Genomic DNA, 14,456 nt, shown 5'->3' on the forward strand with positions numbered 1-14,456 from the left:
CCGAATCCGAGGTCAAGGAAAAGAAGGACCGCATCGACGATGCGCTGAACGCCACGCGCGCGGCCGTTGAAGAAGGCATCGTTCCCGGCGGCGGCGTCGCGTTGCTGCGCGCCAAGGCTGTGCTGAAGGGGCTGACCGGAGCCAATGCCGATGTGACGGCAGGCATCTCGATCGTGCTCAGGGCCCTTGAAGCGCCAATCCGGCAGATCGCCGAGAATTCCGGCGTCGAAGGTTCGATCGTCGTCGGCAAGCTCGCCGAGGGCAAGGATCACAATCAGGGCTTCGATGCCCAGAACGAGGTCTATGTCGACATGATCAAGGCCGGCATCGTCGACCCGGCGAAGGTGGTGCGCACCGCGCTGCAGGACGCCGGCTCGATCGCCGCCCTTCTGATCACCGCCGAAGCGATGATCACCGACATTCCGGCTCGGGATGCCGCACCGGCAGTTGGTGGTGGCGGCGGCGGTGGCGGCGGCAGCATGGGATACTGAGACCTTGGCGTCCGGAGAAGCCCGTGCGTGAGCCGACGCTGCTTCCGGTATTCGGCAGACTTGGGGTCAAGCCGCCGGTCGGCGTTGCGGCCACGCCGGGCAGGAGAATGAAGAACGGGGTACCCCGCATGCGGGAGGGCATCTCACGGCACGGGGGCCTGGCTTTGAAGGTGTGCGTGGTGCTGTGGACAGTCGTTGGCCTGGCGGCAGTCTTTGTCATTGTGCAGGCCTGAACCGATCGACACAAATTGGTGCCGGCAAAAATGAATAGGACGCGACTATGGCAAACCGCTACGCGCTTCGCATGGACCGCCCGGACAGCTGGACCGTTTTCGACGTTTTCACCGGCCAGCCCGCCGAGTCCGATCACAAGATCATGCTCGGCATCAATGCCGGCGAAGCGGACGACATGGTCGGCCGGCTGAACGATGAAGACGCCAAGCGGCGGGAACAGGCCGGCCGCTGAGCTAGCACACCGGCGAGCAAATTCGCCGGAATGATTCGCTAAGCACCTGTGCGGGGCGTACAGTCCGTTGTCGCCGGCCACAGAACAATGGGCACCGGCGCTTGAGAGCGTCCATCGTACTCCCGCCCCCTCGATGGGAGCCGCATTATGGACAACGATCAATCGGCCGATGTGATTTCGACTTTTGACTGCAGTATCCTGCGTGACGCGTTCAGAACATCGGTCATTGAAAAGCAGATCCCCGAGGATCAGTGGCAGGCATACGCCGCGCTTTTGATCCGCGACTATACCGGCAACTCCGATTTTAATCCGGCGTTGCTGGCCTGGATCGTGCGACCGTAATTTTATCGCCGTGCAAGGTGCCGGGGCGGACAGCCGCTCCGCGCTCTCTTTCATTTTTGCCTAAAAGGATAATAAGCATGAGGTACATGAAAACTCCGGACGCTCCGGCCATACCGGTCAAGCCAATCGTCGAAACTGGAAAAATCCTGTCGAAGCGGCTGACGATCAGAAGCGACGAAGCAACAAGACGAAAGTCCGCCGACACCGACGGCACGGTGCGGCGGGCGCGTCAAATTGCGGAAAGCAACCGCCTGATTTGATGCCCCTATGTCCCTTTGGGCAAAACCCGGACATCACCCGATGCCTTGGTACAACGTTCGCGTCATGCCGGAGAGCGACATTCGGTCATTCTATCGATATGTGAAGTCGCTCGGTGATCCCGGCGCCTTCCTCCCGAGAACGGCGAGACCGGGGGAAGAGCCGAGGACGCCCTTCGTCACGCTGGAGCCACCGCAAATGCCGGAACCTTGTTCACGCGACCTGGACTGCGGCGTGGGCGAAGTTTGCTCGGCCGCACCAGTCCGCCAATGCGTTAAGAAGTAGGCACCTTGGGCAGCGGCCCTCTTAAGACAGCCGACCCCAACTACGCGGTAGGGCGAAACCTTAAGTTTCGGAATAGTAGCGAACGCCGCCCTCGGGCCAGACGTCAAGTCAGACCGTCAATGATAAAGCTTAGGGTGAGCGCCTCGCGGATCGCCTGTGGATTTGGGCTTGACGTTTTTCGGAATCGCCAGGGCATGAGTTCCTCGATCTGGGTCTGCGGATGGCCGTTTGATGATGGCGTCGAGGGTTTCGGCGAGGTAGGCGACCGGGTTGACGTCGTTTAGCCTGCAGGTGGCGATGGAGGCGAGCAGCGCCCAATTTTCGGCCCCGACTTCGTGACCTGCAAACAGGGCATTTTTTTCTGGTCAGGCATACTGGCCTGATCGCGTTTTCGACCGGGTTGGTGTCGAGTTCCAGGCGGCCATCGTCCAGGAAGCGGGTCAGGCCTTGCCAGTGGCCGAGCCCATGCCGGATGTCTTCGGCTAGGCCAGAGCCGGAGGAGATCATCGATAGCTGCTTTTCGAACCATGGTTTCAGGGCAGCGATGATGGGCGCGGAATGCTCCCGTCGGGCGGCAAGCCGGGCTTGAGGTGATGCGAGCATCCGCGCGTGATCCGCACCCATTACCCCTACGCCGATAATTCCAACGCGTATACTCAAGTTGACCTCCGTATTATTCCAATGCGTTCAGTCAAGCCAGCCGGTTGTCCGGGCTTTTCCGGCCTCGTGCGAGTCGGCGGCCGCCTGGATGAATTTCACCCAGCGCAGCCCGTCGAGCACGTTCGGAAACAAGATCGTGACTGCCTCCGCATGAACGGTTGCACGGTACAACGCGGTACGCGATGCCGTTTCGTGAGACGCTTCTCGCAATGAATCCTGGCCGGCTCCGCGGGCGAAAGCGCGTCAGAGAAGCAGCCGCTGGTCCGTTGTAGGCAAGATGCGGATCATATCCGCAGTAGGATGAACCTGCCGTGCCGGCGTGTCTATCTTCTGAGGCTGACCGGTGCTGGCGGCGCGCTCAATGGCAAGCAGGGCGCGCACGTCGGCAAATCCTTCTCCACCGTCGGCTTCAGGCGGTTGTGCATTCAGGATGCAGTCGGAGAAATACGCGGTCTGTCCGGCGAAATGGTCTGTCTGCGGGAACGTCGTTTCGGTTCTGATGTCGCCATGCCGAAGCTTCATTTGCACGGCAGTCTCGAAACGGAAGCCAGGGTCGGCTGTTACGCTCCCCTTCGTTCCGGCCACGTGGTAAAAATCCGAATTGTCCGCGCCGAAGCTGGCAATGAACTGTGCAAGCCGGCCCTCGGGGAAGCGCAACGTCACGGCAATGCTTTCCTCTACCTCCCCGACTGAGGCGCTGCCGAAACTCCTTACCGCGACTGCCTCGATCGGCTCAGTGGCAAAGATATGGCGCGCGGCATTCAGGCAATAGACGCCGATGTCCTGCAAGGGACCGCCCCAATAGGCGGCCTTGAGGCGGTGATTGTCGGACGACGCTACGAAGGAGAAGACCGCGGCAAAGATGCGGGGATCGCCGATCTCACCGCTGCGGATGCGCTCCAGCACCTCGACAGTGCCGGGCTCGTTGTGCAGCCGATACGCCGTCATCAGGTACGCTCCGCTCTCATTGGCGGCGGCGATCATCGCCTCGCATTCCGCCTCGGTCGTGGCCAGCGGCTTCTCAACGAGCGCGTGCTTGCCGGCTCTCAGGGCTCGGATCGCATAGTCGGCATGCATGGAGTTCGGCAATGCCACGTAAACTGCATCGGCGACGTCCGATGCGAGCATCTGGTCGTACTGCTCATAGCTGAAGACGTGTTCCACGCCGTAGAATTCGGCGAGCTTAGCGGCGTTTTTGGCCGAGCCGCTGACGATCGCCGTGATTGTCGAGTTTCCGGTCTGGGACACACCGGGCATAAAGGCTTCCTGTGTGATCCAGCCCGCGCCCACCACGGCATATCGTATCTTTCTCAATTGCTCCTCCCGAATGGGATCACTCCCGGCACTCGTCTAAAAATGGTCACGCCGTGGCCAGCGGAGCGTCTCTGAGGCCTGACGGCAGCGGTCGATTTGAGCCAGTCGCTCGATGGGTCTGTTGTCGCCTCTCAGGGGCAAAGGCGGGCAAGAGTCATCCCTCGCCCGCCGCAGAGTTGCGCCCCCCGCCTACTTTCCGATGCAGGTGTCGGCGGTTTCGGGGGTGCAGACGTCGAGACCGGTGTAGGTCGGGTCGGCCGGCGCGGGCTTGCCGTCCTTGATGTCCTTCAGCGCCAGCATGGTCTTGTAGCCCATTTCGAACGGCCGCTGTCCGACCTGGCCGAGCGACAGGCCTTCCTTCATCTGGTCCATCTGCACCGGCAGCGTGTCGGCGACGACCAGAGCCAGCTCCTTCTTGGCGATCTTATCCTTGTACGGCTCGACCGCAGCGCGATTGGCATCCGGTATGAATTGCGGAAAGCCGCCTGTCGGCACGAAGGCGTCGAGGTTTGGCGTCTTCGCCATGAAGTCCTGGAACTGCTGAACCGACAGAGGGAAGTCGTCGTTGGTATAGAGAGGGCAGCCCGGTGCTTCCGTCCAGCCGTTCTGGCCGGTCAGGGCATCACCTGGCGAGGCAGCCGACTCCTTGCCGGCCAGCGTATCGCGTATACCCTTCATGCGCTCATTGTGGTTGGCCGCGGCAGCTCCGCCCGACTGGATACAGATGGTGCCGCCTTTCGGCTTGATGGTCTGCACGATCTTGGCGAGGTTGACGCCAATTTCGTAATTGTGCGTGCCGATATAGGCGACACGCAGGTCCTTGTTCTCCGGTAGCACATCCGAGTCCCAGGTAAGCACGGGAATGCCCGCTTCCCTGGCGGCCTGAAGCGCGACGGCCATTGCCGCGGCGTTCGACGGGGCGACGGCGATGCCGTCGACCTTCTTGGCCACCAGGTCCTGCACGATCTGCACCTGCTCCTCGCCGCCGCCATGCTCGCCGGGGCCGATATACATGCATTCGATCGCGCCGCTGGATTCGGCTTCGGCCTTCTTGCAGCCGTCACGAGCCTGGTCGAAGAAAGGATTGTTCATGTTCTTCGGCACAAGGGCGAAGACGTATTTCTGCTGGGCATAGGCCTGCCCTGCCATCAGCGCGGAAAACGCCACGGCCGCCGTCAGAATGTATTTTTTCACCTGTTCCTCCACTTTGTTTTGACGTCCACTATCCCCGACGGCTTGCGGCCGCCGGATTCTATTTGCGCTTCCAGGTAAACATACCCTCCAGCGTCGCCCGCAGCGACTTGCCCGAGGTCTGCATGCCGAGAAGCACGGCAAGAATGATGAAGGCCCCGACAAAGGCGCCCTGCCAGTTCGAATCGATCCCGGCCATCAGCAGCGCGTTGCGGATGACCTCGAGGAAGGCCGAACCGATCACAGCGCCAAACGCGGTTCCGTAGCCGCCCATCAGGCTGGCCCCCCCGATGACGGTGCCGGCGATCACCCTCAACTCGTAGCCGGTTCCCATCGCGTTGATGGCCGAGCCGCTGTAGCCGAGCAGCAGCAGGGACGCGATCGATGCGGTAAATGCGCAGAAGACATAGGCCTGGAATTTGATCCAGTCGACGGGGACGCCGGTCATCCGCGAGGCGTTCTCGTTGCCGCCGATCGCGAAGAGGTGGCGCGCCCAGGCGGTGAAAATGAAGACGGAGCCGACGATGAGCGCGAGGATCACCATCACCCAGAACTGCGAGGACAGTTCCGGGATCCAATGAGGCACCCAGCCGTCAGGCGTGTGCCTCGGCCATTTGGCCTGGCCGATGGCCTTGACGATCGGCGCATCGGGTCCGAACTGGTAAAGCATCTGGTTGCCGGACAGCACGACCGCCAGCGAGCGCGCGATCGACAGCATGCCTAGCGTCACCACGAAGGACGGCATGCCGATATAGGCCACGAAGAAACCGTTAAAGGCTCCGCAGGCGATGCCTGCGAGCAGACCCGCGCCAAACGCCACATACCAAGGCTGGTGCCAAGTGAGCAGCAGGCCGGCGACGATCGCGACCAGCCCCATCACCGAGCCGACCGACAGATCGATGCCGCCGGTGATCAGCACCACCGTCATGCCCAGCCCCATGATGGCGATAGGTGCAAAATTGCGGGTGGTGTTGGTAACGTTGTCGACCGTGCCGAAGCTGGGCTCCAGCCACGTCATGAAGACCACCAACACGAAAAGCGCGATCGCGACCCAGAAGGCCTGGCTGGCGATCATCTTCTGGAAAACGCTCTGCTCTATTATGCCGACCACATCACCGATGGACGCATGGCCTTCCTTCAGCATGTCGCTCTGGCTATGCATCACGGATTGCTCCCGTAATTAGGCCGGTGATCTCCTCCGGCGATGTCTTCTCCGTCGCCTTGTCGGCCACTTTCGAGCCGCGTCTCAGCACGATGATGCGGTCGCAGACCGCGAACACATCGGGCATGCGGTGGCTGATCAGCATTACCGACACATTTTGCGATTTGAGCCGCCGGATCAGCTCCAGCACCTCGGCTACCTGGCGGACGGAAATCGCCGCGGTCGGCTCATCCATCAGCACGAGCTTGGAGTTGGATAGCCGGGTGCGGGCAATGGCGACCGCCTGCCGCTGGCCGCCTGACATTTTTTTGACCAGATCGCGCGGCCGCGTCTCCGACTTCAGCTCCGCGAACAGTTTTGCCGAGCGGTTGATCATCGTCTGCTTGTCGAGCACGCGGAGCGGCCAAAACCCCTTCTTCATCTCGCGGCCGAGAAAGACATTTTGGGCGGCCGTCAGATTGTCGGCCAAGGCCAGATCTTGATAGACGACCTCGATCCCTTCGCCCCGTGCCTCGATCGGCTTGTGGAAATGGCAGACCTTGCCGTCCACCGCGATTTCGCCGTCGGAGGGTGGGAAGTTCCCCGCAATCAGCTTCACCATGGTCGATTTCCCGGCACCGTTGTCGCCCATCAGGCCAACCACCTCGCCGGCAGCAACCGCGAAGCTAACATCTGACAAGGCGCGGATAGCACCAAAGCTTTTCGAGACGCTTCGTACGTCCAGCACAGACACATTCTCCTCCCTGTGCGACGTCGACTTGAGCACTCAGCCGACGTACCTCTCTCCGGCTGCAATCTATATTGCAAAATGTACAAACATGCAACGTTTATTTCAGACGCATGCGGGGCGGCGACCAACTCTCCCTCGCATCAGTCTGTTCGCAGCCACTTGCTCTCCCGGGCCGAGCCCTGAATTGCCTCCACGAGTTCCTGGATGCGTTGGCCGGCCCGGAAGCCGAAAGACTCGTCTCGCTTCCCGGCGATCGCATCGACGAACCGCGCAATCTCGATAGCCTTCAGATCGTTGAAGCCGAGCTGATGGCCTGGTGCGACGCAGAAGAATCCATAGGGATCGTGATCCGGACCGGCCTCGATGCGCCGAAAGCCACGCCGGCCGCCGGGATCGGCCGTGCTGTAGAAATGCAGCTCGTTGAAGCGCTCCTGGCTGAAGACGAGCGCCCCCTTGGTGCCATAGACCTCGAAATCGTGCTGCATCTTGCGGCCGGTGGCGACCCAGCTCGCTTCGATGCTGCCGGATGCACCATTGGCAAAACGCAGAAATGCGCGACCGATGTCGTCGACCTCGATGGTCCGGCGCCCGCCTCGGCCATCCTGACGGCTCGCTATGACGGTGACGGAATCGCCGAGGACCCGTTCCACCGAGCCAAGCAGAAACTCCGCCGTGGCCAGAGCATGGCTGCCCAGATCCACCAATGCGCCACCGCCGACAGGATCGTGCCGGAAGGTAAATGGGCTTTCCGCATCCGCCATGTAATCCTCGGCGTGAATGCCGCGATAGCTGCGGATCTCGCCCAACTCGCCCGCGCGGATCATCTGCCGCGCCAGCGCGAGCAGCGGGTTGCAGAGATAATTGAACCCGACCTGCGTCCTGACGCCGGCCGCTTCCGCCGCCTCGGCCATCCGTCGGGCATCCGCCGCAACGGGCGCCAGCGGCTTCTCGCAATAGACGTGCTTGCCGGCGGCAATGGCGGCGAGCGCCATCTCCTTGTGGAAGGCGTTCGGCGCCGTGATATCGATCATATCGATCTCCGAGTCCTCGACCAGACGCCTCCAGTCCCCGCTCGCCCGCGCGAACCCCAAGGCCTGCGCCGCCTGCGCGGCGAGGTCATCGGTTCTGTCCGCAACCGTGTGGAGCACCAGTTCGTAGGGAAGATCGAAGACACGTTGTGCGGCAGCAAAGCCGAACACATGGGTCTTGCCCATGAAGCCGGTGCCGATCAGGCCGATTCTGAGTTGAGGTTTTTCACCGGCCATTCAACGCGGCTCCGTTTACCACCAGCGCCGAGTCAATCCGCCCGGCGAAAAAATCGAGCACGTTCCGCACGGACGAGATCGCCATGCGTTCTCCGCATTCGGCGGTGAGCCCGGCTAGATGCGGCGTCAGAATCACTTGGTCGAAGCCGAAGAGCGGATGGTTCGCGGCAGGCGGTTCATCGTCGAAGACGTCGATACCGGCTGCGGCGATGCGCCCCTCTCGCAGCGCCGCGATCAGCGCCGCCTCGTCGACCACGCCGCCCCGCGCAGTGTTGATGAGTACGGCAGTCGGCTTCATCGCCGAGAGTTCCATTGGCCCGATCACCGGGCGCTCGGCCTTGGGTACGTTGACGGAGATCGCATCGGCCCAGGCGAGTCCCGTTTGCAAGTCGCTCACCGACGCGACCGGCCCCTCCGGCCAGCCTTGCCTTGCAAGGAATGGATCATATGCGCGCACGTTCATGCCGAATGTCGCCGCCATGCGCGCCAAGTGGCGGCCGATCCGGCCGAACCCGAGGATCAGCAGTCGCTTGCCCGCGAGTTCGTTTGGCTCCAGCCGGTTGCGCCAACCCCATTCGTTGTCGCGGACCGAACGATCCGCGCGGATGAGCCGCTTGGTTGCCGCCAGCAACAGCATCATAGCGTGCTCGGCCACCGACACCGAATTCACGTCGCCGACTATCGCCAGCGCGATACCACGTTCGTTGAGAGAAGGCAGATCCACGGCGTCGTAGCCGACGCCATGGCGCGAGACGATCTTCAGTCTCTCGGCGCGTGCGACGGTCGGAGCCGACAAGGGCTGGGTGCGGATGACGAGACCATCGGCCTTGCCGATCAGAGGTGCATAGCTTGGCTCGGAGACATCTTCGACATAGTCGTAGGTGACGCCGGGCGACCCATCGAGAAGTTCGATGCCGCTCGGATGAAGCTTTCCGGCGACCAGGACGTGGGGCATCAATAGCCTCCCTTGCCGGCTTCGGCCGGGACGGCTTTCGCACCCGTCAATTCGCGGAAGCGAGCGACACTTGCCTGCGCGGCGGAGGCAAGCAGTCGGGAGTCACCCGAGATGGTTGTCATCTCGAAACCCCATTCGACGGCACGTGCGGCGTAGTCGGCCGTGCCGCAATGGAGCGCGGCGCGTTTGCCGTTCCTCTTGCAGGCCGTAACGATCGTCCGCAGAGCGGCGATCATGTCAGGCTCCTCGCGATCGAAGGACGGCGCGAGACGCCCCTGGTGCAGGCTGAAGGTCAGGTCTGCGGGACCGACATAGATGCCGTCGAGCCCTGGCGTTGCGGCGATCGCATCGAGATTGCGCATTGCCTCGGCGGTCTCGACCATGGCGAAAGCCAGGATCTCGTCATTGGCCTCGGCCGCGTAGTTGGCACCCGCCGAGAAGTTGGCACGCGTCGGCCCAAAACTGCGCTGGCCGGCCGGCGGATAGCGCAGGTAGCTGACGAGCTGAGCCGCCTGTTCCGGCGTGTTGATCATGGGACAGATCACGCCATAGGCGCCGGCATCCAGCACCTTCATGATGATGCCCGGCTCCAGCCACGGCACGCGCGCCATGGGCACCACCCTGGATGCACGCATCGCCTGGAACATCGGAAGCAGCATCGAATAGTCGAGCGCGCCGTGCTGGACATCGATGCTCACGCTGTCATAGCCCTGCGCGGCCATGATCTCGGCGGTGAATGGATTGCCGATCGAAAGCCAGCCATTGATCGTGGGCCGCCCTTCGGCCCAGATCTGCTTGAGCTCGTTCTTGATCAAGGCGGCCTCCTCAGAACACGATCTGCGCAAGCTTGGTGTCGAGGTAGTCACCGATACCTTCGCTGCCGCCTTCGCGACCCATTCCGGAATATTTCGTGCCGCCGAACGGAGCCTCGGACGCGGCAAGAGCGAAGCTGTTGATGCCCACCATGCCCGCCTTGAGCTCCGCGACAACTCGCCTGGCCCTGTCTGGACTGCGGGTGAACGCATAGGCCGAAAGCCCCACCGGCGAAGCATTTGCTCGCGCGAGCACCTCGTCGTCGGAGCTGAATCTGGCGATCGCCGCGATGGGTCCGAAGTTCTCTTGGGCAAAGACCGTCATGTTGTCGGTAACGTCACTGAGAGCGGTGGGCTCATAGAAATGGCCCGCATTGAACGAGGCGGCGCGACCAGCTCCGGTCGCTACTTTTGCTCCGGCCCCCACCGCGTCGTCGACGATGGCTTCGATCTCCGCAAGCCGGCGGTCGCTGATTAGCGGTCCCATCTGAACCGAGGGGTCGAGGCCGTCGCCCAGCTTCAATGCTCTTGCGCGTTCGACGAAGCCTTCGACGAAAGAGTCGTGGAGGCTTTCGTGGACGAAGAAGCGATCAGGCGTCACGCAGACCTGCCCGGCATTAGCGTATTTGGTTGGCACCGACAGGTTGAGCGCAGTGTCTAGATCTGCATCGTCGAAGACGATCAGCGGCGCGTTGCCGCCAAGCTCCATTGACACCTTCTTCACGGTGTCGGCGGCATCGCGGATCATTTGCTGGCCGACTCGAGTGGAGCCGGTCAGCGATACCTTGCGGACAGCAGGCGAAGCCATGATGGGCGCATAAGTCGTGTCCGTCAGGCCGATGACGAGGTTCACCGTGCCGGCAGGAAGCCTGCCGGCGCGCATGCAGTCGACCATCACCATCGCCACGCCGGGAGTCTGGCTCGACGGACGGATGATAGTCGAACAGCCGGCAGCTAGCGCCGGCGCCACCTTGCGGGCAACCAGAGCAGCCGGAAAATTCCAGGCCGTGAACGCTGCCGCAACCCCGACCGGTTCGCGCAGGACCTCAAACCGGCCGCCCGGTACGCGGCTTTCGATGACTCGACCATAGATGCGCCGCGCCTCTTCGGCATACCAGCGGAACTGGTCGATCGAGAGTCCCCATTCCCGCTCAGACTGGGCGATTGGCTTGCCGGTCTCGGTCGAGATCATCCGCGTCGCTTCGTCCTTGCGGCGGATCATCTCGTCGGCGATGGCGTGAAGCGCGTCAGCCCGCTCGAAGGCGCTTTTGACTTTCCAGGCGGCGAAGCCGCGGACCGCACTTTCCAGAGCCTCCTCGGTATCGACGAAGGCGGCAGATGGCGCATTCCCAAGTGACTCTTCTGTGACCGGGCTCAGGACCGTGGAGGTGGCATTTCCGAACGCCGGTCGCCAACGACCATCGATAAACAATCCGTATTTCGCGTACATGGCTTATCCGATCTCGCTGACCTTCACGGAGCGGCCTTCGACCGCCGATTTCATCGCCGCTTCGGCCAAGACCAGAGCGCGGCGCCCGTCCTCGAAACCGACCAGCGGCCGCTCGGCCTTCTCGACGCAGGTAACGAAGGCGTCGATCTCGGCATCGAACGCTTCGCGGTATCGCTCGATGAAAAAGTCGAGGTAGGGCGTGGTGGCTTCGGCCCGCGCGGCCGAGTAACGGCGCAACTCATGAGGCTTCCGGTTGCCGCTGATCACCATGCCGGTGCTGCCCAGAAGCTCGACGCGCTGGTCGTATCCATAGGTTGAGGTGCGGGAATTGTTGATGTGGCACTGCTTGCCGCTTTTGGTTCGCATCACGACCATGACGCTGTCGTAGTCGTTTAGTTCCTCCATCATCGCCGGGTCGATCAGCCGGCCTCCTATGGCGAACACCTCCTCCGGCTCCTCTCCCAGCATGAAGCGGGCGAGGTCGAAATCGTGGATCGTCATGTCGCGAAAAAGCCCGCCCGCGACCTCGTAGTAGGAACGGGGCGGCATGCCAGGATCACGCGAGGTGATGATGACCTGGTGCAGGTCGCCGATCTCGCCGGATCGTACGGCGTTCCACGCCGCACGATGACCGGGGTCGAAACGTCGGTTGAAGCCGATCTGGACCGGCACGCCCTTGGACAAAATTGCTTCGGCGCAACGGTTCACCCTTTCCAGACTAAGATCGATCGGCTTCTCGCAGAGCACGGGTTTGCCAGCGGCCACCGCCTTTTCGATGTAGTCGGCATGCGTGTCAGTCACCGTCGCGACAAGGACCGCATCTACATCTGCCGAGGCAAATACCTCGTCGGCGGATCCCGAAGCGCGAACGCCGTGCCGCGCCGCGACAGCCTCCGCGGACGATTCGTCGATGTCATAGACGGTGGCCAGTTCCGCACGGGGATGCGCGGTGATGTTTGCCGCATGCATCCTACCTATCCGACCACAGCCGAGCACAGCAATCCTGAGCAAGAAATCCTCCCGGTTTGAATTTTTGCAATGATCGTTGCAAACATATTGATTTGTCAATGGGCATTCCGTATAGATTTGGAAAGACCGTCGTTAGGGAGGAGACAAAGATGACCAGGGCCACCGTCCGTCTGACCATGGCACAGGCGCTCGTGCGCTATCTGTGCAACCAGTTCACGGTCGTCGACGGCGAGAAAGTTCCGCTTTTTCCGGGAGTCTTCGCCATCTTCGGGCACGGCAACGTGACGTGCCTTTCTGAAGCACTCGAGGCGGTGAAGCACGTGCTGCCGACCTGGCGCGGCCAGAATGAGCAGTCGATGGCGCTTGCAGCGATCGGCTTTGCAAAGGCGAAGCGCCGGCGCCAGATCATGGTTGCGGCGACCTCGATCGGTCCGGGTGCGCTGAACATGGTGACGGCGGCGGGTGTCGCCCATTCGAACCGGCTGCCGGTGCTGATGCTCTCAGGCGACACCTTCGTCAGTCGCCGGCCCGATCCGGTCATGCAGCAGGTCGAGCACTTCGGCGACCCAACCATCAACGTCAATGACGCCTTTAAGGCGGTCACGCGCTACTGGGACCGCATCGTCCATCCCGAGCAGATCATCTCGTCGTTGCCGCAGGCGGTTGCGGTGCTGCTTGATCCGGCCGATTGCGGGCCTGCCTTCATCGCTTTGCCGCAGGATGTGCAGGAGATCGCCTGGGATTATCCCGAAGCCTTCTTCGAACAGACGGTGAATGAGGTGCCGCGCCCCCGGCCCGATCGCAGCCGGCTCGCCGAAGCGACCCGCCTCCTCAAAGGCGCAAAGCGGCCGCTGATCATCTCGGGTGGTGGCGTGCGTTATTCGGGTGCCGAGAAGGTTCTTGGCGATTTCGCCAAAAGGCATGGGATCCCGCTCGCGGAGACGATTGCCGGCAAAGGCACGGTTACGCACGACCACCCCGCGCATGTCGGACCGATCGGCATCGTCGGCTCAACCTCCGCCAACGCGCTGGCGGCGGAAGCCGACGTGATCATCGCCGTCGGCACACGGCTCATGGACTTCACCACCGGATCCTGGAGCGCCTTCTCGGCCGACGCAAAGTTCGTCTCGATCAATGCCGCACGCTGGGATGCCACCAAGCACCGGGCGCTCGCCGTCGTCGGCGACGCGCTGGAGACGGTGAGCGAACTCGAAGGTGCCCTCGGCGACTGGAAAGCGGAGAGGGCCTGGACAGACAAGGGTCGCATCGAGTTCGCCAAGTGGAACACGATGCTTGACGGCTTCCAGAAGCCGACCAACGAGCCGGTCCCGACCTATGCGCAGGTCGTAGGCGTGGTGAACGCCAAGGCGGGCGAGCGTGACCTGCTGATCACCGCGGCCGGCGGACTGCCCGGCGAGGTGATGAAGAACTGGCGGGTGAAGGAACCCAACACTTTCGACTGCGAGTTCGGCTTCTCCTGCATGGGTTATGAAATCTCTGCCGGCTGGGGCGCGGCCATGGCCGACCCTACCCGCACGCCGATCGTCATGATCGGCGACGGCACCTACATGATGATGAACTCCGACATCTATTCGTCGGTGCTCGCCGGCCACAAGATGATTCTCGTGGTATGCGACAATGGCGGCTATGCGGTGATCAATCGGCTGCAGAACGCCAAGGGCGGCGCCTCCTTCAATAACCTTATCAAGGACTGCCGGGTCAAGGAGCCGTTCTCGGTCGACTTCGCCAAGCACGCGGAAGCCATGGGCGCGCTGGCGCGGCGTGTCGAAAGCCTTGCCGATCTCGGCCAAGCGATCGAATGGGCGAAGACCACCGACCGAACCACCGTCATTGCCATCGTCTCCGACGCCTTCAGCTGGACGCCCGGGGATGCATGGTGGGACGTCGGCGTGCCCGAGATCAGCGGGCGCCAGCAGGTCTGCGACGCGCATGCCGCGCAAACCGAAGGTCGCAAGAAGCAGCGCGTGGGTGTCTGAACCGTTCGGGCGCGCGGGGGCGTCCCCTGCCGGAACGATGCAAAACTCCCTGAGCATTGTTCCGGCAGTTTTTTGTCGCTGCGCAGGCAGCCAGCAGCATTCGAAAATC

At 62.4% G+C, this 14,456-nt stretch carries 14 protein-coding genes and 1 pseudogene; 5 read left to right on the forward strand and 10 right to left on the reverse strand.

The features are described from left to right. The 4 genes from NKH90_RS17225 to NKH90_RS17240 form a co-directional block, all read left to right on the forward strand. Positions 1-491 (forward strand): TCP-1/cpn60 chaperonin family protein (locus NKH90_RS17225; protein ID WP_352820152.1); only part of this gene is annotated, 491 nt, incomplete at its 5' end. Positions 492-771: 280 nt separating this feature from the next. Beyond that, a complete protein-coding gene (locus NKH90_RS17230; RefSeq protein ID WP_352820153.1) occupies positions 772-957 on the forward strand; it encodes a hypothetical protein in 186 nt (61 codons plus the stop codon). A gap of 147 nt (positions 958-1,104) precedes the next feature. After that, positions 1,105-1,299 carry a hypothetical protein gene (locus NKH90_RS17235; RefSeq protein WP_352820154.1) on the forward strand — a complete coding sequence of 65 codons (195 nt, stop codon included), beginning with the start codon at positions 1,105-1,107 and terminating at the stop codon, positions 1,297-1,299. 77 nt (positions 1,300-1,376) lie between these two features. Continuing rightward, a complete protein-coding gene (locus NKH90_RS17240; RefSeq protein ID WP_352541463.1) occupies positions 1,377-1,559 on the forward strand; it encodes a hypothetical protein in 183 nt (60 codons plus the stop codon). A 386-nt stretch (positions 1,560-1,945) separates the two neighbouring features. Here NKH90_RS17240 and NKH90_RS17245 read toward each other — a convergent pair. The 10 genes and pseudogenes from NKH90_RS17245 to iolG form a co-directional block, all read right to left on the reverse strand. After that, a pseudogene (locus NKH90_RS17245) lies at positions 1,946-2,433 on the reverse strand (IS66 family transposase); the annotation flags it as partial. Positions 2,434-2,745: 312 nt separating this feature from the next. Beyond that, on the reverse strand, positions 2,746-3,795 hold the full coding sequence (locus NKH90_RS17250; protein WP_352541464.1) for a Gfo/Idh/MocA family protein: 1,050 nt from the start codon (positions 3,793-3,795) through the stop codon (positions 2,746-2,748). 210 nt (positions 3,796-4,005) lie between these two features. Continuing rightward, positions 4,006-5,010, reverse strand: a complete 1,005-nt coding sequence (locus NKH90_RS17255) for a substrate-binding domain-containing protein (RefSeq protein WP_352541465.1) — start codon at positions 5,008-5,010, stop codon at positions 4,006-4,008. A 58-nt stretch (positions 5,011-5,068) separates the two neighbouring features. Next, positions 5,069-6,169 carry an ABC transporter permease gene (locus NKH90_RS17260; RefSeq protein ID WP_156937342.1) on the reverse strand — a complete coding sequence of 367 codons (1,101 nt, stop codon included), beginning with the start codon at positions 6,167-6,169 and terminating at the stop codon, positions 5,069-5,071. Further along, positions 6,162-6,902, reverse strand: a complete 741-nt coding sequence (locus tag NKH90_RS17265; protein WP_352686825.1) for an ATP-binding cassette domain-containing protein — start codon at positions 6,900-6,902, stop codon at positions 6,162-6,164. Before NKH90_RS17265 ends, NKH90_RS17260 begins: the two co-directional genes overlap by 8 nt. A gap of 137 nt (positions 6,903-7,039) precedes the next feature. Further along, positions 7,040-8,164 (reverse strand): Gfo/Idh/MocA family protein, encoded by a 1,125-nt coding sequence (locus NKH90_RS17270; protein ID WP_352541467.1) that lies wholly within the window; start codon positions 8,162-8,164, stop codon positions 7,040-7,042. Continuing rightward, a complete protein-coding gene (locus NKH90_RS17275) occupies positions 8,154-9,119 on the reverse strand; it encodes a hydroxyacid dehydrogenase (protein WP_352820156.1) in 966 nt (321 codons plus the stop codon). The genes NKH90_RS17270 and NKH90_RS17275 overlap by 11 nt, the downstream gene beginning before the upstream one ends. Then, entirely contained in the window at positions 9,119-9,934 is an 816-nt protein-coding gene (locus NKH90_RS17280) for an HpcH/HpaI aldolase family protein (RefSeq protein WP_352541469.1), read from the reverse strand. The genes NKH90_RS17275 and NKH90_RS17280 overlap by 1 nt, the downstream gene beginning before the upstream one ends. 10 nt (positions 9,935-9,944) lie before the next feature. Next, the gene (locus NKH90_RS17285; protein ID WP_352541470.1) at positions 9,945-11,381 is read right to left on the reverse strand and encodes an NAD-dependent succinate-semialdehyde dehydrogenase; all 1,437 of its coding nucleotides are present in this window, start codon (positions 11,379-11,381) and stop codon (positions 9,945-9,947) included. A 3-nt stretch (positions 11,382-11,384) separates the two neighbouring features. After that, positions 11,385-12,392 (reverse strand): inositol 2-dehydrogenase, encoded by a 1,008-nt coding sequence (gene iolG / locus NKH90_RS17290; RefSeq protein ID WP_352820157.1) that lies wholly within the window; start codon positions 12,390-12,392, stop codon positions 11,385-11,387. A gap of 107 nt (positions 12,393-12,499) precedes the next feature. Here iolG and iolD point away from each other — a divergent pair, with 107 nt between their 5' ends. Further along, entirely contained in the window at positions 12,500-14,347 is a 1,848-nt protein-coding gene (gene iolD / locus NKH90_RS17295) for a 3D-(3,5/4)-trihydroxycyclohexane-1,2-dione acylhydrolase (decyclizing) (protein WP_352820158.1), read from the forward strand. Positions 14,348-14,456 lie beyond the last annotated feature (109 nt).

The sequence above is a fragment of the Mesorhizobium sp. M0898 genome, from assembly GCF_040319695.1.
Taxonomy (GTDB): domain Bacteria; phylum Pseudomonadota; class Alphaproteobacteria; order Rhizobiales; family Rhizobiaceae; genus Mesorhizobium.